General features: G+C 48.6%; 14 protein-coding genes and 1 pseudogene. 5 read left to right on the top strand and 10 right to left on the bottom strand.

Annotation, left to right across the window (positions count from 1 at the left end):
• The 4 genes and pseudogenes from KWJ01_RS18050 to KWJ01_RS18065 form a co-directional block, all read right to left on the bottom strand.
• Positions 1-172 (bottom strand): annotated as a pseudogene (locus KWJ01_RS18050) (transketolase); the annotation flags it as partial.
• 313 nt (positions 173-485) lie between these two features.
• On the bottom strand, positions 486-2,444 hold the full coding sequence (locus tag KWJ01_RS18055) for a RagB/SusD family nutrient uptake outer membrane protein (protein ID WP_224998350.1): 1,959 nt from the start codon (positions 2,442-2,444) through the stop codon (positions 486-488).
• Between the two features lie 12 nt (positions 2,445-2,456).
• On the bottom strand, positions 2,457-5,582 hold the full coding sequence (locus KWJ01_RS18060; protein WP_224998352.1) for a TonB-dependent receptor: 3,126 nt from the start codon (positions 5,580-5,582) through the stop codon (positions 2,457-2,459).
• Positions 5,583-5,693: 111 nt separating this feature from the next.
• Entirely contained in the window at positions 5,694-7,877 is a 2,184-nt protein-coding gene (locus KWJ01_RS18065) for a glycoside hydrolase family 3 N-terminal domain-containing protein (protein ID WP_224998354.1), read from the bottom strand.
• 551 nt (positions 7,878-8,428) lie between these two features.
• Between KWJ01_RS18065 and KWJ01_RS18070 the strand changes: the two genes are divergently transcribed.
• The 4 genes from KWJ01_RS18070 to KWJ01_RS18085 all read left to right on the top strand — a co-directional run bounded on the left by KWJ01_RS18070 (position 8,429) and on the right by KWJ01_RS18085 (position 13,734).
• Positions 8,429-9,481, top strand: coding sequence for a LacI family DNA-binding transcriptional regulator (locus KWJ01_RS18070; RefSeq protein WP_224998356.1), 1,053 nt, complete (start codon positions 8,429-8,431; stop codon positions 9,479-9,481).
• A 129-nt stretch (positions 9,482-9,610) separates the two neighbouring features.
• On the top strand, positions 9,611-11,779 hold the full coding sequence (locus KWJ01_RS18075; RefSeq protein WP_224998358.1) for an alpha-glucuronidase family glycosyl hydrolase: 2,169 nt from the start codon (positions 9,611-9,613) through the stop codon (positions 11,777-11,779).
• A 27-nt stretch (positions 11,780-11,806) separates the two neighbouring features.
• Positions 11,807-12,553 (top strand): SDR family NAD(P)-dependent oxidoreductase, encoded by a 747-nt coding sequence (locus KWJ01_RS18080; protein WP_224998360.1) that lies wholly within the window; start codon positions 11,807-11,809, stop codon positions 12,551-12,553.
• A gap of 14 nt (positions 12,554-12,567) precedes the next feature.
• The gene (locus tag KWJ01_RS18085) at positions 12,568-13,734 is read left to right on the top strand and encodes an endo-1,4-beta-xylanase (RefSeq protein WP_224998361.1); all 1,167 of its coding nucleotides are present in this window, start codon (positions 12,568-12,570) and stop codon (positions 13,732-13,734) included.
• A gap of 101 nt (positions 13,735-13,835) precedes the next feature.
• On the opposite strand, the gene uxuA is transcribed toward KWJ01_RS18085, so the two are convergent.
• The 3 genes from uxuA to KWJ01_RS18100 form a co-directional block, all read right to left on the bottom strand.
• Positions 13,836-15,029, bottom strand: coding sequence for a mannonate dehydratase (uxuA, locus tag KWJ01_RS18090; protein WP_224998363.1), 1,194 nt, complete (start codon positions 15,027-15,029; stop codon positions 13,836-13,838).
• A gap of 290 nt (positions 15,030-15,319) precedes the next feature.
• Positions 15,320-16,180 (bottom strand): AraC family transcriptional regulator, encoded by an 861-nt coding sequence (locus tag KWJ01_RS18095; protein ID WP_224998365.1) that lies wholly within the window; start codon positions 16,178-16,180, stop codon positions 15,320-15,322.
• 118 nt (positions 16,181-16,298) lie between these two features.
• Positions 16,299-16,673 carry a PH domain-containing protein gene (locus KWJ01_RS18100; RefSeq protein ID WP_224998367.1) on the bottom strand — a complete coding sequence of 125 codons (375 nt, stop codon included), beginning with the start codon at positions 16,671-16,673 and terminating at the stop codon, positions 16,299-16,301.
• A gap of 259 nt (positions 16,674-16,932) precedes the next feature.
• Between KWJ01_RS18100 and KWJ01_RS18105 the strand changes: the two genes are divergently transcribed.
• Positions 16,933-17,781 carry a hypothetical protein gene (locus KWJ01_RS18105; protein WP_224998369.1) on the top strand — a complete coding sequence of 283 codons (849 nt, stop codon included), beginning with the start codon at positions 16,933-16,935 and terminating at the stop codon, positions 17,779-17,781.
• On the opposite strand, the gene KWJ01_RS18110 is transcribed toward KWJ01_RS18105, so the two are convergent.
• The 3 genes from KWJ01_RS18110 to KWJ01_RS18120 form a co-directional block, all read right to left on the bottom strand.
• Positions 17,778-19,058, bottom strand: a complete 1,281-nt coding sequence (locus KWJ01_RS18110) for a PAS domain-containing sensor histidine kinase (protein ID WP_224998370.1) — start codon at positions 19,056-19,058, stop codon at positions 17,778-17,780. The genes KWJ01_RS18105 and KWJ01_RS18110 overlap by 4 nt on opposite strands.
• Positions 19,042-20,430, bottom strand: coding sequence for a sigma-54 dependent transcriptional regulator (locus KWJ01_RS18115; RefSeq protein WP_224998371.1), 1,389 nt, complete (start codon positions 20,428-20,430; stop codon positions 19,042-19,044). The genes KWJ01_RS18110 and KWJ01_RS18115 overlap by 17 nt, the downstream gene beginning before the upstream one ends.
• A 271-nt stretch (positions 20,431-20,701) precedes the next feature.
• Positions 20,702-21,874 (bottom strand): ABC transporter permease, encoded by a 1,173-nt coding sequence (locus KWJ01_RS18120; protein WP_224998372.1) that lies wholly within the window; start codon positions 21,872-21,874, stop codon positions 20,702-20,704.
• Positions 21,875-21,880 lie beyond the last annotated feature (6 nt).

Consider the following 21,880-nt stretch of genomic DNA (forward strand, 5'->3'; position numbering starts at 1 on the left):
CACCATCCATGCTGAACCGGGGGTTGTGGGTAAGCTCCCTAAAGTAAAGGGCTACTAAAAAATCTGTACAACCCAATGAGCCGCCAGGGTGCCCCGACTGCGCACTATGCACCATCCGCACAATATCACGGCGAACCTGCTTGCTGATGCCTTCTAGCTCTTCTATACTCATATTAAAGAATACTTTCAGGTTTAAAAATTCTTAAAATAGTTTTAGTGTTCAAGATAGTTCTTCAGCAGAAAGCTTTCCACTACTTTCTCACAAAAGATCTAAACTATTTTAATATCTCTATGGAGGCAGCTGCTCCGAACCTTCATCAGGATGCTGAACAGTTAAGAAATGGCTCCAAAAACAGAAGCCTGCTCTTTCGTTGCAGCTGTTTGTTTTATTTGGGCAATCAACAAAACAACTACAATTGTGAAAGAACAGGCTCTGTAAACCAACCAACAAAATCAAAAGAAGAAAATGACTTATATCAGACTAATCAATATCCCGGGTTTTGATAAGCCTGTTTTTCTGCAGGGGTCATCTCCATACGATCCAGCTGTCCCTGCGGAATAGGACGCAGGTAGTGATATGGCTGAATGTTACGCGTAATTGTCTGAGGCGTGTGGTCACCGTAGTTGCTTCCGGCAATTTCATAGGTAGAAGCAAATTCTTCCCATCTTTGGGTACGCACCAAGTCAAACCAGCGGTAACCTTCGCCATAGTATTCACGGGAACGTTCTGCCAGAATGTAATCAATGTCAATCACTTCGGGCGTAGCCGCGATCATTTCAGCACTATTGTCTTCAATTCTGGCGGTGTTGCCATTGTTATCCCAGCGCCACTTGCCGGCACGTGCACGAATCACATTGATCAATTCCCTGGCACTGTAACCAGCCTGTGTATTAGCACCCTTCACAGCTGCTTCGGCTGCTACAAAGTAGAGTTCAGAGAATTTTGCAATATTAAATGGACGGGTGCTGGCACCATTTGGCTGTCCTAAACTTGTATTGGGGTCATGATCGGTACGGTAAGTGCCAAGCTTCCACAGACCGGGGTATACAATCCTGCTGATGCCGCGTGGTGAGATCACAAAATCGGATCTGCCAGGTAACTCACCTGCGCCGATGTTGCTTTTACCTGCTCCGGCAGGATAATTGATTGGTGTTGCAGGCTCCTCATCCAGGAATGTTAGTATGGCACCACCTGGTTCTACCGGCAAACTGTTTGCGTTATACACAACGGGTTCATTAACTCCCGCTTTAGGCCAGTTACCACGGTAAACGGTGGTGAAGGTACCGTCGTAGCGGGAATCATTCGTTTTATCAGCAAAGGTGTTTTCGATTGCTCCTATGGTTGGAGCCATACGTGTCCAGGGACGTCCCAGGGCTTGTGCTGCTTCACGCTGAACTGAGCTTATGGTGTTATTCCAGTTAGGATCTGTAGCGCTTCTGATTACGGTGTAATTCCAGGTCATCATCCAGACAGCAAAGTTTTCAGGGGCTGCTCCGTTGCTCCAGCTAAGGCTGGATGCGTTATAGAACTCGCTTGTTTCCGTATGGTCAGCGTACAGCAGGATCTCATTATTGCGATCATTAGAACCTACGTTAACATCATAATATGTTTCCTGTAAACCAAAAGGTCCTGGGTTTTCAATGGCGCTGATAGCAACATCATACGCTTGTTGAAAATACCACTGGGCATCATGGCCGTCAGGGTCGGTTCTGGGAGTCTCCGGATACGTAGGAATATTCTCTGGATTTTCAAGCCACCATCCGTAGGTCAGGTAGGCTTTTGCCAGGTAGAGGCGAGCTAGTGTTTGCGTGGCACCACCGGTAACCCGTCCCATTGCCGGCAAGTTCTCAACTGCTATCCGCAGATCAGGAAATATCGCTCTGGTATACACCTCCGGCACCGTGTTGCGCACAGAGGTTCTTACAGGATTGGAATTGAATTGTAATTCTCCAGCGCCTAAATCCAGGGGCACCCCACCAAAGGTTTGGACCAGCTGAAAGTAATCGAAGGCGCGGAAGAACCTTGCTTCGGCAATCAGCGCGTCAGAAATACCTTCTACTTCTTCGGCATTTTCAATAATACCGCTGGCAGTGTTGATGTTGGAGAAAGCAGCTCCCCACAACACATCGGCACGGCTGTCCTGGGGTGTAATTTCTCCCTGGCCAGAAATGTCCATTACCTTGAAGTTCTGGTCTGCACTCTGTGCATAGGTGGCCTCATCGGTACCGGTAAGGGTGGTATTATAGTAATAGGCTTGTCCGTATATGTAGCGCAAGTGGGCATACATAGAGTTTACGCCACCCAGCACGCCTCTTTCGGTTTGGAAAAAGCCGGGCTCATAGATACTGCGCGGTTGTTCCTCCAGAATGTCCTCGCAGGACCCCAGGAACAGCGTTGTCATCAGGGCTGTTCCAACAAATGTTTTTATATTAAAACGTATCATTATTATCTGTTTTTAAAATGTCACATTGAAACCAACCAGATAATTACGCGTTGCAGGTGCGTTAGTACCCAGCGTCAGCAAACGCCTCTGGTAAGCAGTGGTCACTGCCGCATTTTCGTCGCCAAATGAGTTGGTTTCCGGGTCCATACCAGATTCTCTGTGGTAGGGCGAGAACATTACAAAAGGATTTTGTGCACTGATGTAAAGGCGCAGATTACCCACACCGGCTTTTTCCATCCAATTGCCTTTGTTAAAGTTATAGCCCAGGGAAATGGTACGTATCTTCAGGTAAGAGGCATCGAAATAACCCAGGGTGCTGCCATATTTAGGATTGTCGCTGCTGGCAATACCACCGGGGGCTGGATAGTTGGCATCTGTATTCTCTGGCGTCCAGTAGTCTACACGTACGTTATTCCTGCGTCCGCTCATCATGTTGAGGTAGCCAGAGGATGAATAAAGGGTGCTGATGAGAATACCCCCGCTTTTGAAGGCACCTACCGTACTCAGGTCGAATCCTTTATAGCCCAGGCGCATGTTAAAGCCACCCTGGAAATCAGGATCTACGTGCAGCACCTGACGATCTTCCGGACCAATTTGCCTCACAGGCCTTCCTTCATCATCGTACTCGCCGGTATATCTCACTTTGATCATACCAACATTTCCACCTGGCTCCAGGATATCCCTATACGGATCGTTCTCCTGCCAGAGCCCTATTTTCTCATAGTCGTAGATAACATTGATGGGCTCACCTACAAAAAACCAGTTACCTTCATCTCTTGGCTGGCCTGAAGCCAGCGCGACAAGCCTGTTGCGGTTGGCATAGAGGTTCAAACCGGCTTCCAGTGTCCAGCCGTTGAGGTCGTCCAAAATCAGGCCGTTCAATGAAAGTTCAACCCCTTTATTCTGGGTTTCTCCGATGTTTGACATTACATTTTCCGCACCCGATGTAGGTGGCAGATCAAGGCTTAGCAGAATATCTTCGGTATTGGTTACATAATACTCGATGGTACCAGAGAGGCGATTGTTAAGCATAGCGAAGTCCAGACCATAGTTCCAGGTTTTGGAGAATTCCCAACCTAAATTGGGGTTAGCAAGCTGGGAAACATAGAAACCTGTAACATAGTCATCAGGACCAAAATTGTAAGGCCTGGTGTTCAGGAGCCCAAGTGTCTGGTAAGGATCAACCGCCTGGTTAGAGGTTCTACCATAACCTACGCGTAATTTCATCATGTCTATCAGGCCTATGTTTTCCATGAAGGATTCTTCAGCGATATTCCATCCTGCTGAAATGGCTGGATAGGTATGCCATTTATAACCGGGGGCCAGCCTTGAAGAACCATCTGAGCGTACGGTAGCGCTTATCATATAACGATCGTCGAAGGAGTACATAACACGCCCCATCCATGACAGCAGGCCGCTCCTGTTGTACCATTGGTCGTCAGGGTCTACAGTAATTTCTTCTTCGGCTCTGCCCAGGTTATAGAACTGGAAATCGCTGGAGGGAATATCCCTTGCAGTCATGCGGGATCTGTTCATCTGGTTTTCTGAAGCAGAGTACAAGCCCACAAAATTCACCATATGTTTATCGGCAAACACACGGTCATAGGTCAGCAGGTTTTCAATCAGCCAGTCGGTTGTAAGCTGATTACTAACTGAGGCAGAGGAAGGATTCAGCTCGTTTACAGCGTTGATTCCCCTTCCGGTGAAGGCACCGCCGTTACTCTGGCGGTAGTTCAAACCAAGGTTGGCGCGATATTTTAAACCCTCAATGCCAGGTATTTTTACTTCCCCGTATATGGTGTTGTACGAACCAAATGCCCTGGTTTCGCTTAACCATTCATCGCTGATACGATCCAGGATATCTCTTGAATACACCCACTGATCATCAGAAGGCATCTGGATGATTCTTTTCCAGGTGCCATCCTCGTTATACGGGTTGGCAAGGGGCGACATGCTTAAAATATTATACAAGCCCACATTGGAGCCTTCCGAAATGTTGAAGTTGTTGTAGGTATTAAAACCAACGCGAACATTGTTACCGATGCCCTGGTCAAGAGAACCACGTATTGAATAACGGGTATATTGCTGGGTAGGAATAACACCTTCGTCCTCAAAATAGCCTATGTTAAAGTTGTATCGGCCATTCTCGGTACCTCCGGCAACGCCTACGTCGTGGCTGGTGATCATACCATTCTGGTACAACAGGTCTTGCCAGTCAGTATTCACATCTGCGGACTCATCCACCCCTAACTGATCTCTAAATTGAGTACCTGCCTGGCGGAGTGCAAAAAACTCAGGTCCGTTCATCATGGGGTATGGAGCAAACACTTTTTTCAGGCCATGGAAACCATTGTAGGTTACCTGTGGCTTCTGGCCACTTTGCCCGCTTTTAGTAGTTACCAGTATAACACCGTTAGCACCGCGAGATCCATAAATAGCAGTTGCAGAAGCATCCTTTAAAATATCTATACTCTTGATGTCGTTAGGGTTAATTTCGCCGATAGACCCGGGGAAAGGTATGCCATCCAGCACCACCAGCGGATCGTTGCTGGCATTCAGTGAGCGAGTACCACGAATCCGGATTTGTGTGGTAGCGCCTGGCTGAGAAGAGGTTTGGGAGAACTCAACGCCCGGTAAGCGTCCCTGCAGGGCCTGCGAAATGTTAGCCGCAGGCACCTCACGAATAGCATCTCCCTTGATCGAAACTACTGAACCTGTTACAGCTTCTTCACGCTGGGTGCCATAACCTACCACCACAACCTCGCTTAAGCTTTCTATATCTTCTGCAAGGCTAACATTGATGGTGGTTTGATTACCAACCGTTACTTCTTCATTGTTATACCCAATAAAGGAGAACACCAGTACACTGGAGGGGGTAAGGCCCTGCAGCCTGTAATTACCATCAAAATCGGTAACAGTTCCTGTTGTGGTATTTTTTACACGAACGTTTACACCCGGTAGTGGCTCACCATCGAGTGTAGAGGTTACTTTACCGCTCACGGTTAAATTACCGCCCTGCCCGAACACCTGACTACTCATCAGCAGAATCACCAGCATGGCCATCAGACCTCTCATGGCATCAGGTATGTATCTCCGATCGATCACTGATCTGGAGCCTTGTGTAGATTTACAATTCATAAATGTTTGTTTTTGAGAGTTTAAGACTTGTTGTGTGGTTGGTTTTCATAGGGTGCATTACATTCTGATTAACATGGTCTATGATTTGGTAATAGTATATTCCTACTTGCGTTAGCGGAGCTGAAAGACTCCTGTTGCCGGTTTTGACATACCCAGTTGTTCACTCCTGCTCCCCGGCGACGAACCTCCAATGTGCACCCTGAAGCTGCCACGCTCCAGCAGCTTTTCGCCCTTTTCGTTGTAGAGCGACATCATGTCGGGTGTGATGGTAAAGCTTACTTTCCCGGAGGCGCCGGGGGCAAGCTGCAAACGTTTGAAACCTACCAGCGAATAAAGCGGCGCCCTTACGCTAGACTCCTCATCGGTTAAATAGAGCTGTACCACCTCCTCTCCGGCCCTTTTGCCGGTATTGGTAATAGTGGCCTCTACTGTAACCGACTGGTTCTTCCTGATTTTTGCCGCCGATAGCTCCAGGTCTGAATAGGTAAAGCTGGCATAGCTTAGCCCGTAGCCAAAAGGATACATGGGTTCCTCCTTCATATAGCGGTAGGTTCGGCCCTCCATGCTGTAGTCTTCGTAGGGAGGCAGCTGAACCAGCGATTTAGGGAAGGTAATTGGCAGCTTGCCTGAAGGTGATGCTTTGCCGAACACAACATCTGCCACTGCATTTCCGCCCTCTTCTCCCGGGTACCAGGCCAACACCACAGCATCTGCTAGTTCGTGCACCTCTGCCAGGTTCATGGGACTGCCGCCGGTAATAATGGCAATCAGGGGCTTTTCATGGCCTTCTCTTAATTTCTTCAGAAATTCTATCTGGTTGGGAGGCAGGTTGTAATCCAGGCGGTCGCCATAATGGGCAGAGGCAATAGATTCTCCTTCTTCGCCCTCCAGCATGCCGGTAAGCCCCAGCACTACAATGGTGGCACTGGCATTTTTGGCATCGCCCGTGGTCCAGTCAATAGGATTTACATTTTCTACATTCAGGAGCACGCCGGGCTTGTACTGCAGCTGACTACCCTTTTCTATGCCTGCCGCCAGTCCTTCCAGAATGGTAACCATTTGTGGGTTTACACCATAGTAGTTGCCCAGCAGCGCATCTATGGATGCAGCATTGGGACCTGTTACAAAATAGAGCGGGAGGTCGTTCTCAAGTGGCAGAACACCATTATTTTTAAGGAGCACCATTGATTTGGTGGCTGCTTCACGCGCAAGGCTGCGGTGTTCAGCACTGTTGATTACATCGGCAGAAATGGTGTTGTAGGGGTTCATTGCTGCCGGATCGAACATGCCCAGCTTAAACTTGGTACGCAGCAGTACGGCCAGCCGGGCGTCTATTTCTGCTTCGGTAACCAGGCCCTGTTTTACAGCCTCTACCAGGTAAGGGTAAACGCTGCCGCAGTTTAGGTTTACACCGCTTTTCAGGGCCAGGGCTGCTGCCTCTACTTCGTTTGCCACCACTTTGTGGCCTTCATAAAAATCTACCAGCGCCCAGCAATCGGAAACCACATGGCCGGTAAAACCCCATTCCCGGCGCAACACCTGGTTCAGCAGAAAGTTGTTGGCACAGCATGGCTCACCATTGGTACTGTTGTAGGCACACATAACAGACTCTACATTGGCTTCCTGCACCAGCGCCTTAAATGCGGGCAGGTAAGTTTCGCGCATGTCTTTGAGGGAGGCCTGTGCATTGAACTCATGCCTGAGCCTTTCCGGTCCGCTGTGTACGGCAAAATGTTTGGCACAGGCTGCAACCTTCAGGTAGTCGGGATTATCGCCCTGCAGTCCTTTTACAAAAGCAACGCCCATCCTGGAGGTCAGGAAAGGATCTTCGCCATAGGTCTCCTGCCCCCTGCCCCAGCGCGGATCTCTGAAGATGTTGATGTTGGGGGTCCAGAAGGTTAAACCAGCATATTTCAGGTGATAATCTTTGGCTACGGATGCATTGTGCATGGCCCTGGCTTCATCTGAAATGGCAGCTGCAACTTGTTGCAATAAGTGATCATCAAAAGTGGCACCCAGGCCAATTGCCTGGGGAAAAACTGTTGCAACACCAGAACGGCCAACTCCGTGCAGGGCTTCATTCCACCAATTGTAGGCAGGAATGGACAGGCGCGGTATAGCAGGGCTGTTATACATCATCTGCTGAGCTTTTTCTTCCAGGCTAAGCGTAGCAATCAGGTCATTCACCCGCTGGTCCAGGGGTCTGGTTGCATCCAGGTAAACCGGGAGCTCCTGCGCCTGAACACTGCTAAGCGACACCAGAAAAAGACAGAGCAGAAAGTATATTATTCTCATATGCAAACGTTTGTTCCCGTCTATTTAAATTCTTCTCAGCAAATGTTTAAGTCACTCTATACTATATTTAGTATTTTTAACTGATCGGAATCAGGCTTAAAAGTTGGAGCAGGCATTTACGCCAGCCTGATATTGGTAAAAAGTACTCAGCAAAGGGTTCTGGCAATGGTGCCAGGTGGAAGCAGAATAAAAGATCAAAGCGCACCTGCGCCAAGGTCATTATGCTTAGCTGCCTCTATTGACTTTATAAACATCAAAATAAATTTCATGAATTGCAACCGATTGCAACAACATTTCATATAAATGGAAAGGTGTAAACTTTACAGTTAATTATAAAACCATTGGCGGTTGCGCCTGTCTATTGCAATATTTCTATCAAAGCAGATGATCTGCTGTTAATATTTATAATTATTTGAAATTTTCGCACGTTTAAAAATAATTTATGCCTTATGCCCACATTGGGTTAACAAGCTAAATTTATCATGCAAATACAAGGAACTGTTTTTTTTATTGAAACCGATTGCATTAATTTGTTGGAATAACGACCTGCTATGGATAAAGAAATCACTATTTATGATATAGCGAAAGGAGTTGGCCTATCGCCTGCAACCGTTAGCAGGGCTTTAAACGACCATCCTGCTGTAAATAAAAACACCAAGAAGAAAGTCTTCGAGGCTGCCACGCAGATGGGCTACCGCTTCAATATGTTTGCCAGCAACCTGCGCACACAGCGCACCAACACCATTGGCGTTATTGTGCCGCGGCTCAACAGTCCGTTTATGTCGTCGGTAATTGCAGGCATGGAAAAAATTGCAAACGAAGCAGGTTATAACTTAATCATAAGCCAGTCGCTTGAAACCGTGCAGAAGGAAATATCGAATGCAAAAGCAATGTTCAACAGCCGTGTTGACGGCCTGCTGGTGTCGCTGGCTTACGATACAGACAACATAGATCACTTTACTCCCTTTATAGATAAAGGAATTCCTGTGTTGTTTTTTGACCGTACTGCCGAGCATAAAAAGTGCATAGGCATTGTGATCGATAACATGCAGGCTGCACATAAGGCTACCACACACCTGATTGAGCAGGGCTGCACCAACATTGTGCACATTACCGGTAACCTTAAGAGAAATGTATATGCCGACAGGCTCAAAGGCTTCAAGTATGCCCTGATCGACAGCAACCTGCCTTATAAAGAAAGCTCTGTGATGACGTGCAGCCTTACTGAAGAAGCCGGCATAGAAGCTGCTAAAAAAATCCTGAAGATGGACCCCATGCCAGATGGCATTTTCGTGGCAAACGATACCTGTGCGGTAAGCATCACTAAAACACTTAAACAGGCCGGCGTTTCCATTCCTCATGATATTGCCGTTATTGGTTTTAATAATGATCCTATTTCAAGGGTGATCGAGCCCAATTTAACTACTATTCATTATCCGGGCTACGAGATGGGTGAAGTGGCCGTTAGAAACCTGATCAATTGCCTGGACGAGGTGTCTGACATTGTTTCTACAAACACCATTACCCTGCGGGCAGAGTTGATCATCCGGGAATCGTCTTTGAAAGGCGCTTCGAAAGCAGAACGGCTGCTTTCGGCCTCCTAACAGGGCAGGCTTTTGTCTCCTGGAGGGATTTAAAACTGCCCCCTGATCTGCTGGCATGGCTCTGGCATGGCAACAGGCAAAGTAGTAGTGCTGCGCCCACAGATACGGATCTGTATAAAAATGTAATTTATGATAAAGCTAAGCCGACTCTTTTTTGCACCCCTCCTACTGCTTTTACTGGCAACCGGCTTTCCTTGCCGGGCCGAAGACGGGTACAGACTCTGGCTGCGGTATGATCAGATTCAGGATGCAGGCAGCTTAAAAAACTACCGGCAATCCATCAAAGAAATTGTACTGCAGGCTAACTCTCCAGTTACAGAGGCTGCGGGACAGGAATTGAGCCGGGGACTAGGAGGCCTGTTAGGCACTGCCGTACCAATAACACAAAAGCTTAGCCAGCAAGGGGCAGTTGTTGCAGGTACTCCTGCTAACTCCCCTCTGATTGCCTCACTTAAACTAGGGGATAAATTAAGCAGCCTGGGAGATGAAGGTTACCTGCTCTTGAGCACCAGGCTGCAGGGCAAAAATGTTACTGTGATAGCTGCCAACACAGATACCGGGGTACTGTATGGTGCTTTTCATTTGCTGCGGCTCCTGCAAACCCAACAGGATATAAAGAACCTTTCACTTAGCAGCTCACCTAAGGTGCAGCATCGCATCCTTAACCACTGGGATAACCTGGATCGCACCGTAGAGCGTGGTTATGCAGGTTTTTCGCTCTGGGACTGGCACAAATTACCCGATTATAAAGATCCGCGTTATGTGGATTACGCACGTGCCAATGCATCAATAGGCATAAACGGAACCGTACTTACCAATGTAAATGCCAATGCACTGGTGCTTACCGAAGACTACCTCAAAAAAGTAGCTGCCCTGGCCGATGTTTTCAGGCCATGGGGTTTAAAAGTGTACCTAACCGCCCGTTTTAGCGCTCCTGTTGAAATTGGGGGCTTAGAAACCGCAGATCCCCTTGACCCTAAGGTACAGGCCTGGTGGACAGATAAGGTGAGCGAAATTTACCGTCATGTTCCTGATTTTGGAGGTTTTCTGGTGAAGGCTAATTCCGAAGGCCAGCCTGGCCCCCAAAACTATGGCAGAACCCATGCCGATGGTGCCAACATGATGGCCGATGCACTGGCCCCACATGGCGGCATTGTGATGTGGCGTGCATTTGTATATGATAACGAAGTGCCGGACGATCGCCACAAGCAGGCCTATAATGAATTTAAACCGCTGGATGGCACCTTCCGTAAAAATGTAATGGTGCAGGTAAAAAACGGTGCTATTGATTTTCAGCCACGGGAACCCTTCCATCCCCTTTTTGGCGCCATGCCGCAAACACCGCTGATGATGGAGTTTCAGATCACCCAGGAGTACCTGGGGCTGGCCACCAACCTGGCATACCTGGCGCCACTCTTCAAAGAAACGCTTGATTCAGATACATACGCCAAAGGCGAAGGATCTACCGTAGCCAAAGTAGTGGATGGCAGCCTGCACAACCACCAGCTAACAGGCATGGCAGGGGTTTCCAACATTGGAAACGACCGTAACTGGACGGGTCATCCCCTTGGACAGGCCAACTGGTACTCCTTTGGCCGCCTGGCCTGGGATCACAGCCTGTCTTCAGCAAAGATACTGGATGAATGGACACGCATGACCTTCTCTAACCAGCAACAGGTAATCGGGCCTGTAAAAGAGGTAATGCTGGATTCACGCGAGGCTGTGGTAAATTACATGACGCCCCTGGGGTTGCACCACATCATGGGCTGGAGCCACCACTGGGGCCCTGCGCCCTGGATCAAAGACAAACATAGGGCAGACTGGACCTCGGTTTACTACCACCGTGCCGATGAGCAGGGCATTGGCTTTGACCGCACCGCTACCGGCAGCAATGCTGTAGCGCAATACTTTCCTCCTGTGGCGGAAAAATTCGGCTCACTCGAGAAGTGTCCCGAAAAATTCCTGCTCTGGTTCCATCATGTGCCATGGAACTACCGCCTGCAGTCTGGCAGAATCCTTTGGGATGAACTTGCGTTGAAGTATCAGAGTGGTGTAGACAGTGTACGCCAGATGCAGAAAACCTGGAATACCCTGGAGGGAGAGATAGACCCGGAGCGATTTGCCCATGTAAAGGCATTTCTGGCTATACAGGAAAAAGAAGCCAGGTGGTGGCGCGATGCCTGCCTGCTGTACTTCCAGACTTTCTCAAAAAGGCCACTACCAGAAGGTGTGGAAAAACCCGAGCACACTCTGGAGTTTTACATGAAACAGGATGCGAAGTTTGTACCTGGCATCTGATAATTAAACAATCTAAAGCGTAAAGTCTTGAATTCCGATCAAAAAGTAGCCATAGTAACCGGAGGTGCCTCTGGATTGGGATATGCCATAGCGGAAAAATTTGTTAAGAATAACATCCGCACCATTATTGTGGGCCGCAACGAACAAAAACTGCAGGCTGCCAAAGAGCAGTTTGGCGAAAACTGTTCCTATGAAAGCTTTGACCTCACCAGCCTGGAGCAGATACCTGCCTTTGTGGAACGTATCCACGACCGCTATGGCAGGATTGATATCCTGGTGAACAATGCAGGCATAAACCAGAAGAAGCCATTCACAGAAGTTACCGATCAGGATTTTGAACGTATTATCCTTACCAATCTCACTGCGGTTTTCAGCCTAAGCCGAGAGGTAGCAAAAGTAATGCTGGCACAAAAAAGCGGTGCTATTGTAAACATCAGCTCCATGGCCTCACAATATGGCATCCCTAAAGTGGTGGCCTATACTGCTTCAAAATCTGCCATCGAGGGCATAACCCGCTCCATGGCTGTAGACCTGTCGCCCGGTGGCATCAGGGTTAACTGCGTGGCTCCCGGCTTCATTGCAACCGATATGTCGGCCAAGGCATTAGACAGTGACCCTGAACGTAAAAATAAAGTACTCTCCAGAACCCCAATGGGTAAACTGGGGGTACCCGCCGATGTGGCAGAAGCCGTTTACTACCTTGCCAGCGATGCTGCCAGTTATGTTACTGGCACCATTCTAAAAGTTGACGGCGGCAACGCAATTGGTTTTTAATCTACTGAAACAGCATGAATTTACTGTACAAAAAAAGCTTTTTACCAGCACTGGCCGTTGCCCTGCTGGCAGCCTCCTGTGCCGGTTCCGGTCCGGAAAAAACGCCTGAGCAGAACACTGCAGGCAACAGCCAGCCTACTACACTCAAAGAGGCTTTCAAGGATGATTTTTATATAGGTGCAGCCCTGAATGCCGGCCAGGTAATGGGTCGTGATGAAAAGGCGGCGGAGCTGGTAAAAGAACAGTTCAACACCATCAGCCCGGAAAATGTACTGAAGTGGGGACCCATCAATCCAAGGCCGGGTGTATACAACTTTGAACCTGCCGATGCCTATGTTGAATTTGGCGAAAAGAATAATATGTTCACGGTAGGACATACGCTGGTGTGGCATTCGCAGGCACCAGACTGGATTTTTGAAGGCGCAAACGGACAGCCCGCCAGCAGAGATACCCTGCTGCAGCGAATGGAAAACCATATCAAAACAATTGCGGGACGTTATGAAGGCCGGATTGATGGTTGGGATGTAGTAAATGAGGCCCTGGAAGATGATGGCAGTATGCGTAAGAGCAAGTGGCTTACCCTTGCAGGCGAAGACTTCATTGAAAAAGCTTTTCAGTATGCCAGAGTTGCCGATCCTGAAGCCGAGCTCTATTACAACGACTACAGCCTCTGGAAGCCTGAAAAGCGCGATGGGGCCGTTCGCCTGGTAAAAGGCCTGCTGGACAAAGGCATAAAGGTAGATGGTATTGGCATGCAGGGACACTATGGCATTGATTATCCCACTATTGACCAGATTGAAGCCAGCATAGAAGCCTTTGCTGCTTTAGGGGTAAAAGTAATGGTAACAGAGCTAGATATTGACCTGCTGCCGAACCCAACCGGCAGACAGGGCGCCGACATTGTACACACCGTTGAGGCGCGTGAAGGCTTTAACCCTTATGCAGAGGGCTTGCCTGATTCTGTACAGCAGAAATTAAGCAAGCGCTATGCCGATATATTCGCCCTCTTCCATAAGCACCGCGACAAGATTAGCCGCGTTACCTTCTGGGGCGTGGCAGATCATCATTCCTGGCTCAACAACTGGCCAATGCCCGGCCGTACCAGCTACCCCATGGTATTTGACCGCAACTATCAGCCTAAGCCTGCTTTCGAGGCAATTGTAGAAGCTGCCAGTAAATAGTTCATCTCTCCCCCGCATATAAATCAATAAAAGCGCCCCTGCAACAAGGGCGCTTTTTATTTTTGATTTCCTGCTTCTATAAAAAAGTATAAAGCAGCATTCTAGTCCAGCGAAAGAGCCTTGCGAATGCCTAATTCCAGCCCTCTCAACTCGGCAAGGCCGCGTAGCCTGCCAATGGCAGAATAGCCCGGAATGCTTTTTCTGCGCAGGTCGTGCAGCATCTGGTGGCCATGGTCGGGGCGCATGGGCATGCGCAGATCCTTCCTGCCAGCTTTTTTCCGCTTTTGCTGCTCTTCCAGCAGGGCTTTCATTACCGCATACATGTCTACATCGCCAGTCAGGTGTTCCGATTCCACAAAGCTGCCGTCTTCGTCGCGGCGGGTAGCCCTAAGGTGAATAAAGTTAATGCGGCCAGCCAGGCGCCGGGCCATTCCCGGCAGGTCGTTATCTGCACGCACACCAAATGAGCCGGTACAAAAGCAAAGTCCGTTGTTAGGGCTGTCTACTGCCTGTAAAATATACTCTGCATCTGCTTCGGTAGATACTACCCGGGGCAGACCCAGGATCGGGAACGGCGGATCATCGGGGTGTATAGCCATGAGAATACCTGCTTCTTCGGCAACAGGAATGATCTGCGACAGGAAGTATGCCAGGTTTTCTTTAAGGCCTGCAGCATCCAGCCCTTTGTAAGTATCCAGCACTGCCCGCAGCTGGTCCAAATTGGTATAATCTACCCCTACACCCGGAAAACCTGCTACAATGGTGGTTGTGAGCCGCTGGATCTGCTCTTTCGACAGCTTCTCAACAATCTGCTTTGCTTTTTGCTGCTGGGCGGGTGTATAGTTAGCTTCTGCTCCCTCCCTCTTCAGGATGTAGAGTTCAAAAGCGGCAAATTCATTGATATCGAAGCGTAGAGCCGTAGCCCTGTCGGGCATTACATAAGCATGATCAGTCCTGGTGGCATCCAGCCCCGGCATAAAGTTATAGCAAACGGTATCGATACCACATTGCCCCAGGTTACGCAGGCTTTGCTTGTAGTTCTCGATGTATTCCTGGTAGCGGCCTGTTCTGGTTTTGATATCCTCATGCACGGGCACACTTTCAGCCACCGACCAGCTCATGCCCACATGTTCAATCTCCTGCTTTCTGGCCAGGATTTCCTCTACCGTCCAAACTACACCGGGAGGCAGGTGGTGGAGGGCTGTAACTATTCCCGTAGCCCCGGCCTGTTTACAATCCCAAAGACTAACAGGATCGTGAGGGCCATACCAACGCCAGGTTTGCTCTAAACTCATAAGCTATGTTATTAAAAATGCTATTAAGAAAAATATATTCTGATTAGTGATAATCGGCCACGCCAGTTTAGTAAAACATATTACTGTACTGGTGGAAACAGCGAACAATATCAGGACTGCAGTTTGCTGTAGATCAGAGTGCTGCAACTGCTATACAAAAATATTAAACGTGCCTGTTTTTTCATGCATGTGCAGGCACTGATGCTGCAGTTTTTGACATGAAAATTCAGAACTGGCTTTACCTAAACCCACACCACTTATCCCCGCCAACAAAACACAGCCAGCAAGATTTATGACGCTACATTTCTGGCTGCGAAAATTTTCCGATAGGTAGAAGGTGTTGTTTGCTTTACCTTGCGAAACTGTTTGTTGAAGTTAGCAAGCGTATTATAACCGCTTTCGTAGCAGATGTTGATCACACTCATATCGGTATCGATCAAGAGTTTACAGGCATAGCCTACCCTTACCTCATTCAGAAAATCGATATAGGTTTTCTTGGTGCTCTTTTTAAAGTAACTGCAAAAGGCCTGCACACTCATGCCTGCAATGCCTGCCACCTCTGCAAGGGTAACCCGCTGCCGAAAAGACTCTATGGTATAGCGGAAAACATTATCAATGCGCTCCTTATCCTTTGGATTGGCCAGCTTAACCTCCTGGGTAGAAAGGGTAACGTACTCTTTCTTTTCATTGATCAGCTGCAGGCATTCAAACAACTTAATAAATCGCTTAAATCCCTTCAGGTGCTCCAGGTCCCTGATGCGCTGCTTCAGCAGGTATTTAGTTTCACCATACAGCTGCAGCCCCTGTAATGAAATCTCAAACAGCTCTTTAATTTCCCTGAACTCGGGAAGGCTAATAAACTCCTGCCCCCACAGATCTTCCCTGAACTGCACCACCACTGCACTGGTGATCATATTTTCACGCCTTTTCTGAAAGGTATGCGGTACATTTTTACCAATAAAAAAGATGTCATCTGGCTGAAATTCTCCGGCATAATTTCCAATAAAACTTAAGCCATCGCCGCGGGTAAACAGGATGAGCTCAAGCTCTACATGCTGATGCCAGGGCACCTCAAAATTCGGGGTTTGAAATGTTTTGGTGACAAAAGAAGTATCTTCAGTAAAGGGTAGTTTTTCTATCAGTGGTTTCATGCAGCAAAGGGCTAAACCCGTTCTATAAATTTGCTAAAAAATAGCTGCTTTTTCAAGTAAAAAAACAAATAGCTGCCGGTCTGAATAAAAGCTGCCCTGCTCCTGCTTTACTTCATCCCTACAGTACATGCCGGCTTAATACCTGGTAAACTTCCTTCAGGTCGTTGTCTTTCCTGAATTCCTTCACCAGTGGCTGATCCATGCCCCTGATCCAGATTTTCAGCTCGGAGTCTACCTCAAAAGTACCCGCAGTTTCAATTGAATAAAAAGCTATGCTGCGGTAGGGAATACAGAGGTACTCTGCCTTTCTGCCGGTAAACCCCTGCTGATCTACCACAATCAGTCTTTTATCGGTGAATACAAAGAAGTCCCGAACGCTTTGGTAAGCATACTGCAGGATTTCTCCCTCAATAAGCATATGCCCGAATTTGCGCATGATCTCATCGGGATTCATTTTACTGCTGGTTCCAAGAATTGCATTGAATAAGCCCATTGGTTCCTGATGTTTTGGTTTGTAACATCTAACGTAGCCCTGCCCCTACAGGGTTTTGTGTTATGTTGAATCTGCATAAACTTTACGTATCAGACAAGAGATAAAAAAACACCTATCAAGCCACAATATCAAGAACACAGCCGGCGGATAGCCACTGCTATAAACACGGCTAAAGCCCTGGTGTAAATAGCAGGCAGCTCCTGTTTGAATCCGGGCGAATGATGTTAGTTTTGTAGTTCACCCTAAAACTACACTGCCCATGCTTGATGATTTTCTGCACATCGACGACGGACATACCCTTATAACTGCTGCCACGGTTGGTGTTGGCCTGGAGGACTGGATTAGCCTGGAAACAGAAACAGCCAGCACAGAAGCAGGCCTGCAGCTGATGCGGCAGTACCAGCTGGATGTAGTGCCCATTGTAGCCCCCGATGGTAATGCTTACGAATACTACAGCACCCTACAGCCCCGACAATACACAGAAGCCCGGAAATTTCCGATCAGCTATAAGGACACCCTGCCCTCCAATACACATATCAAGGATGTGATCAGGTCTTTTATCCTCAACAAAAGAAGCTTTTACTTTTTACGAAACCGGGGCGAGATCTGCGGCATCATTACCCTGGCCGATCTCAACAACAGGCAGGTAAAAACCTACCTCTATGGTCTGCTGTGCGACCTGGAGACCGACATCAGCCTGTTTGTAAAAAAGAGTATACCGGAGCAGGATGTGGTAGATTACCTGGAGGAGGCCGCCTCAGCCGGCTCCGACCATAAACGCCGTAAAGGTGCTGAAGTGCTAAGCCGCTACTACCGCGATGCGGAAGATGATATGCGGATACATATTACAGAATACCTCTACCTCTCCCATTACTTTTACCTGATTGAAGACAAAGGGCTGTTCGACAGACCCCTGAAGTACAACCAGCAGCACTGGAAGGATATCTCCCGTGGTATTAACCAAATCAGGAACATAGTGGCTCATCCGGCACAGCCGCTTATTCAGCATCCGGGCGAACTGCAGCAGGTATGGGAGCAGCTGGAGTCTATCTATGATCTCGATTTTCGCCTGCGCCACTGGAGCAGCACCCAGCTAAAACAGGTTTAGCGCCAGCCTATCCAGAATTCGGTAAGGCCACTGGGAAGGGTTTGCAGGGAAAAGGGAAAGCCGTGGTTGCGCAATATTTCGCGCACCAGCATAAGGCCAATGCCCTGCCCCTGCGGCTTGGTGCTGTAAAAAGGTGTAAAGAGCTTTTTCTGCACCTCTGCCGGAATGCCGGGACCATCATTTAACACCCGCAGCCCTTCAGCCTCCAGCTTAAGCAGTACGCACCCTCCTTTACCGGCAGATTCCAGGGCATTCTTGATTACGTTTACCAGCACCTGCTCAAACTGCTCCCTGTCCATCAGCACGCGCACTGCCTGCTCCGGAACCTCCAGGGACAGCTCCACGCCCCACTTTTGCGCCTGCGATTCCATAAAGCGCTGCATATACTGCAACAGCTCCGCCACTGAAACAAGCTCTTTTTTAGGAGCCGGTATTTTTACCACATCGGCAAAATTGCCCATAAAACGCGACAGGCGGAGGTTGCGGTTCATGGCCACACTAATAGCTTCCTTATAGTCCTCGTCGATGGTATCGAGGCTGGCCATGCTCTGCAGGATGGAATTGACTGCCCCAATGGAATTGTTTACCTCATGCGACATCATCCTGATGACCTTATCGTAAGCGCCTTTTTCGGTGCGAAGGATTTCTTCGGTAAGCTCCTCCAGCATGATAAACTGCCGTTCAAAGCCCCGATCGATAAAGCGGGATTTAATGCAACGATAAAACCGGTTACCGCGTGCCTGGATTACCTGTGCCTGATCGGGTGGCAGGGCTGTAAGTTCCTTACCGAAGGGAGCATCCAGTTCGGCAAGCGTAAGGCCCTGTAGCTTATGGGGCGACTGACGCAGGATACGCTCTGCAGCAGCATTGAGGGAGTACACCCGGCCATCCAGATCAAGCAGCAAAATGCCTGCCGGCGAAGCATTGATGAGTTTTTGCAGGAGGTAGTGCTGTTCGGTGAGGTGCATTCGTTCCATCCGCAGTTGTTCAATCATCTGGTTATATACATCAATAAGGGCATCAAGCTCGCGCTGGCCCACCTTATTGAACTGAACTGAAAAATCTTTTTGCTTGAGGCTTTCGGCACCTGATGCCATGAGCTGTACCGGAACAATAAAAGCCCGGTACATGCGCCATGCAATATAGAGTGAGAAAAAAATAAGCAGTTCTGCTGCCAGAAACCAGAGTGGTTTATCCCGGAGCAGCAGTACACTAAGCACTATAAAAACGCAATGCAGGCCTCCTACATAGAGAAAATACTTAATGGGTAGCCTCATAGGGGATGTTATATTTCTCCAGCCGGCGATAGAGGGCGCCCCGACTCAGGCCCAGGGACTGTGCCACCTTACTCATATTTTCCTTGTGCAGTACCATGGCCCTCATAATCATGGCTTTTTCCATCTCCTCCAGGGGCATCAGGGGCAGCTCTTTTATTTGGGGCTGCTGTGCAGCAGGTGGCTGGGTGGCCGAGCGCATCAGGGCTTTGAAATCTTCCAACTGCAGCTCCTGGTGCGGGCTTAGCAGCACAGCTCGCTCCACTACATTTTTAAGTTCGCGAATGTTGCCCGGCAGCGGCTGATCACGCAGCCAGCGCAGTGCCTCACGTGATGCCTCCAACTCGGGCCGCTGGTAGATCTCACGCAGGTTGCGGATAAAGTAGTTTACCAGAAGGGGAATATCGCCAGGCCGCTCGCGCAGGGCTGGCAGCTTTACGGTAATAAGATTGATACGGTAGTAGAGATCTTCCCGGAACTGTCCTTTGGCTACCATCTCTTCCAGGTTGCGGTTGGTGGCACAGATTACGCGCACATCCACTGTACGGGTTTTGCTATCGCCTAGCACCTCGTAGGTACGATCCTGCAGCACACGCAGTAACTTCACCTGGCTGTTGGCATCCAGGTCGCCTATTTCATCCAGGAAAATGGTGCCGCCATTTGCCAGCTCAAAACGCCCTACCCTATCGTTTTTGGCATCGGTAAAGGCCCCACGCTTGTGGCCAAACATTTCGCTCTCGAAGAGCGAGGCAGAAATACCGCCCAGGTTTACTTTTACAAAAGCTTTGTTGTAGCGGTGGCTGTTGAGGTGAACCGCTTCGGCAATCATTTCCTTACCCGTACCGCTTTCGCCCATGATAAGGATGGATGCATCGGTAGCACTTACTTTGCCTACCGTTTCCAGTACATGCAGAAATCCCCTATCCTCCCCTACAATGGCATCAAAGTCATATTTTTTATTCAGCGCTGCACGGCTGAGGCCTGTTGGCTCATCTTCTTTTTTCTGGCGCGCAAGCGTAAGCACGGTTTTTACTGATTGCAGCAGGTGCTCGTTCTGCCAGGGCTTGTTTATAAAGTCGGCAGCCCCCAGCTTCATGCCTTCTACGGCAAGCGGCACAGAGCCCCAGGCTGTAATAAGAATGACGGGCAGCTGTGGGTAACGCTGCTTTACCTCCTTCAGAAATGCCAGCCCCTCTTCACCACTGGTTTCAATACTGAAGTTCATATCTGAGATCACCAGCTGAGGTTCTTTTTGTGCCAGCTTTGCCAGCGCCTCATCGGGATGAGCTGCTGTTTGCACAAAATATCCTCCCTGCTTGAGCAGCAGGCTTAAGGATGCCCTGATGGCCTCATCGTCGTCTACCAGAAGGATCATATAGGGTAAATATCAAAAATTTATAGAACAAAAAGCACAGTTGCCTGCAATTCATTTAGTGGTTTGGCGGCTAAAGCAGCCTAAGGTAGCCAGCACTACAGAAAGCCCCAGGCACAACATCAGGGTAAGAAAGAAGATCAATAGATTTTTCATGGCTTTGGTTGAGGTGATTCGGGAAGAAAGCTATACGATCATTTAGCTGTAACATCAGTACTTAATCACATTTTCAATGGCCCGGCACTTTTCCCGGACCATTGAAAATGGGCAGTCATCAATCATAATGCAGGGCAATGGCAGGCTCAATCTGCGCGGCCTGTTTGCTTGGGAACCACGCACAAAGTGCTACCAGCAGGTAAATCAGCAAAAGCGCAGCCGCATTGGCAATCAGGTAAATGTAGGTCTCTACATTCATAACGCCCAGGAGTGGAAACTGCAGTGCAAGCAAAACACCAAGGGAAACACCCAAGGTTGCCATTACCAGCACTTCGCCCAGCATTTGCCTGCGCACAGCAGTGGCCGTGGCTCCTAACGCCCTGCGTATACCAATTTCAGAATAGCGCTTGTTAATGTTGTAGTAGAGTACGCCAAACAAGCCAAGGGCTACGTTGAAAATCAAAAACCCACACACCACTGCCAGTGCAATGGCCGGTATTACTTTTATTTTCGCTTTTGATGCCCTGGCTTCTGTTAAGGGCACCAGGTCTATACTCCAGCTACCGCCTATTTCCTGAAGCTGGTCAATAAGATTCTGTTGCCAGGCCGGGTGTGCTCCTGCCTTAATTTCGAGCAGTATGTTACCCGCAATGTCGGCGGTATCTTTATCGTTGTACATTACAAAATAGCTGCTTTCCGGTGCAGTCAGGTTACCATCCTGCCTGAAATGCTTTACAACACCAGTTACCTGGTATTCTGTACCTCCATCGGATTTGATTCTCTTGCCTAAGGCACTTTCGCCCGGAAAAAGCTTATCCCGTAAATGTTCGTTGATCACCACAGGCTTAGGAATACGCACATCACCTTTCTGAAACCAGCTACCTTCTGCCATCTCAAGATCCAGGGTTTCCAGGTAAGCAGGCTCTACTCTGTAGTTGTACGACCTCACTTGCTGCTCTTCTGTTCCAATACTTCCATCCATGATATTGAATGAAAAAGGGGTGTTTACATCAGTAAAGCTATAATTGCTGATCTCAGGAAATCCTTTCAGCACCTGATCAATCTGCTGCATTTTGGGAAATGATTCAGGGTTGCCTTCTCCCTGGCGGTTTATCCGCACATCATAAACATCTGTATGATCGAAACCCTGCGGACTGAAGTAGTTGATTAAACCCTCGGTGATGAGGGTGCCGGTGGCAAACAGCACCAGGAAAGAAAAGAAGATTTCTGTAAGCAACAGAAAGTTACTTCCCTTACGGCGCCACATTATTTTAAAGAGTTGGGTAAGCATAATTTA

Origin of the sequence: Cesiribacter sp. SM1 (genome assembly GCF_020178975.1) — a bacterium.
Lineage (GTDB): Bacteria > Bacteroidota > Bacteroidia > Cytophagales > Cyclobacteriaceae > Cesiribacter.

Bases quoted from the DNA above. Each gene is read 5' to 3' on its own strand.
- KWJ01_RS18055 (WP_224998350.1), bottom strand. From the start codon at position 2,444: ATGATACGTTTTAATATAAAAACATTTGTTGGAACAGCCCTGATGACA.
- KWJ01_RS18060 (WP_224998352.1), bottom strand. From the start codon at position 5,582: ATGAATTGTAAATCTACACAAGGCTCCAGATCAGTGATCGATCGGAGA.
- KWJ01_RS18065 (WP_224998354.1), bottom strand. From the start codon at position 7,877: ATGAGAATAATATACTTTCTGCTCTGTCTTTTTCTGGTGTCGCTTAGC.
- KWJ01_RS18070 (WP_224998356.1), top strand. From the start codon at position 8,429: ATGGATAAAGAAATCACTATTTATGATATAGCGAAAGGAGTTGGCCTA.
- KWJ01_RS18075 (WP_224998358.1), top strand. From the start codon at position 9,611: ATGATAAAGCTAAGCCGACTCTTTTTTGCACCCCTCCTACTGCTTTTA.
- KWJ01_RS18085 (WP_224998361.1), top strand. From the start codon at position 12,568: ATGAATTTACTGTACAAAAAAAGCTTTTTACCAGCACTGGCCGTTGCC.
- uxuA (WP_224998363.1), bottom strand. From the start codon at position 15,029: ATGAGTTTAGAGCAAACCTGGCGTTGGTATGGCCCTCACGATCCTGTT.
- KWJ01_RS18095 (WP_224998365.1), bottom strand. From the start codon at position 16,180: ATGAAACCACTGATAGAAAAACTACCCTTTACTGAAGATACTTCTTTT.
- KWJ01_RS18100 (WP_224998367.1), bottom strand. From the start codon at position 16,673: ATGGGCTTATTCAATGCAATTCTTGGAACCAGCAGTAAAATGAATCCC.
- KWJ01_RS18105 (WP_224998369.1), top strand. From the start codon at position 16,933: ATGCTTGATGATTTTCTGCACATCGACGACGGACATACCCTTATAACT.
- KWJ01_RS18110 (WP_224998370.1), bottom strand. From the start codon at position 19,058: ATGAGGCTACCCATTAAGTATTTTCTCTATGTAGGAGGCCTGCATTGC.
- KWJ01_RS18115 (WP_224998371.1), bottom strand. From the start codon at position 20,430: ATGATCCTTCTGGTAGACGACGATGAGGCCATCAGGGCATCCTTAAGC.
- KWJ01_RS18120 (WP_224998372.1), bottom strand. From the start codon at position 21,874: ATGCTTACCCAACTCTTTAAAATAATGTGGCGCCGTAAGGGAAGTAAC.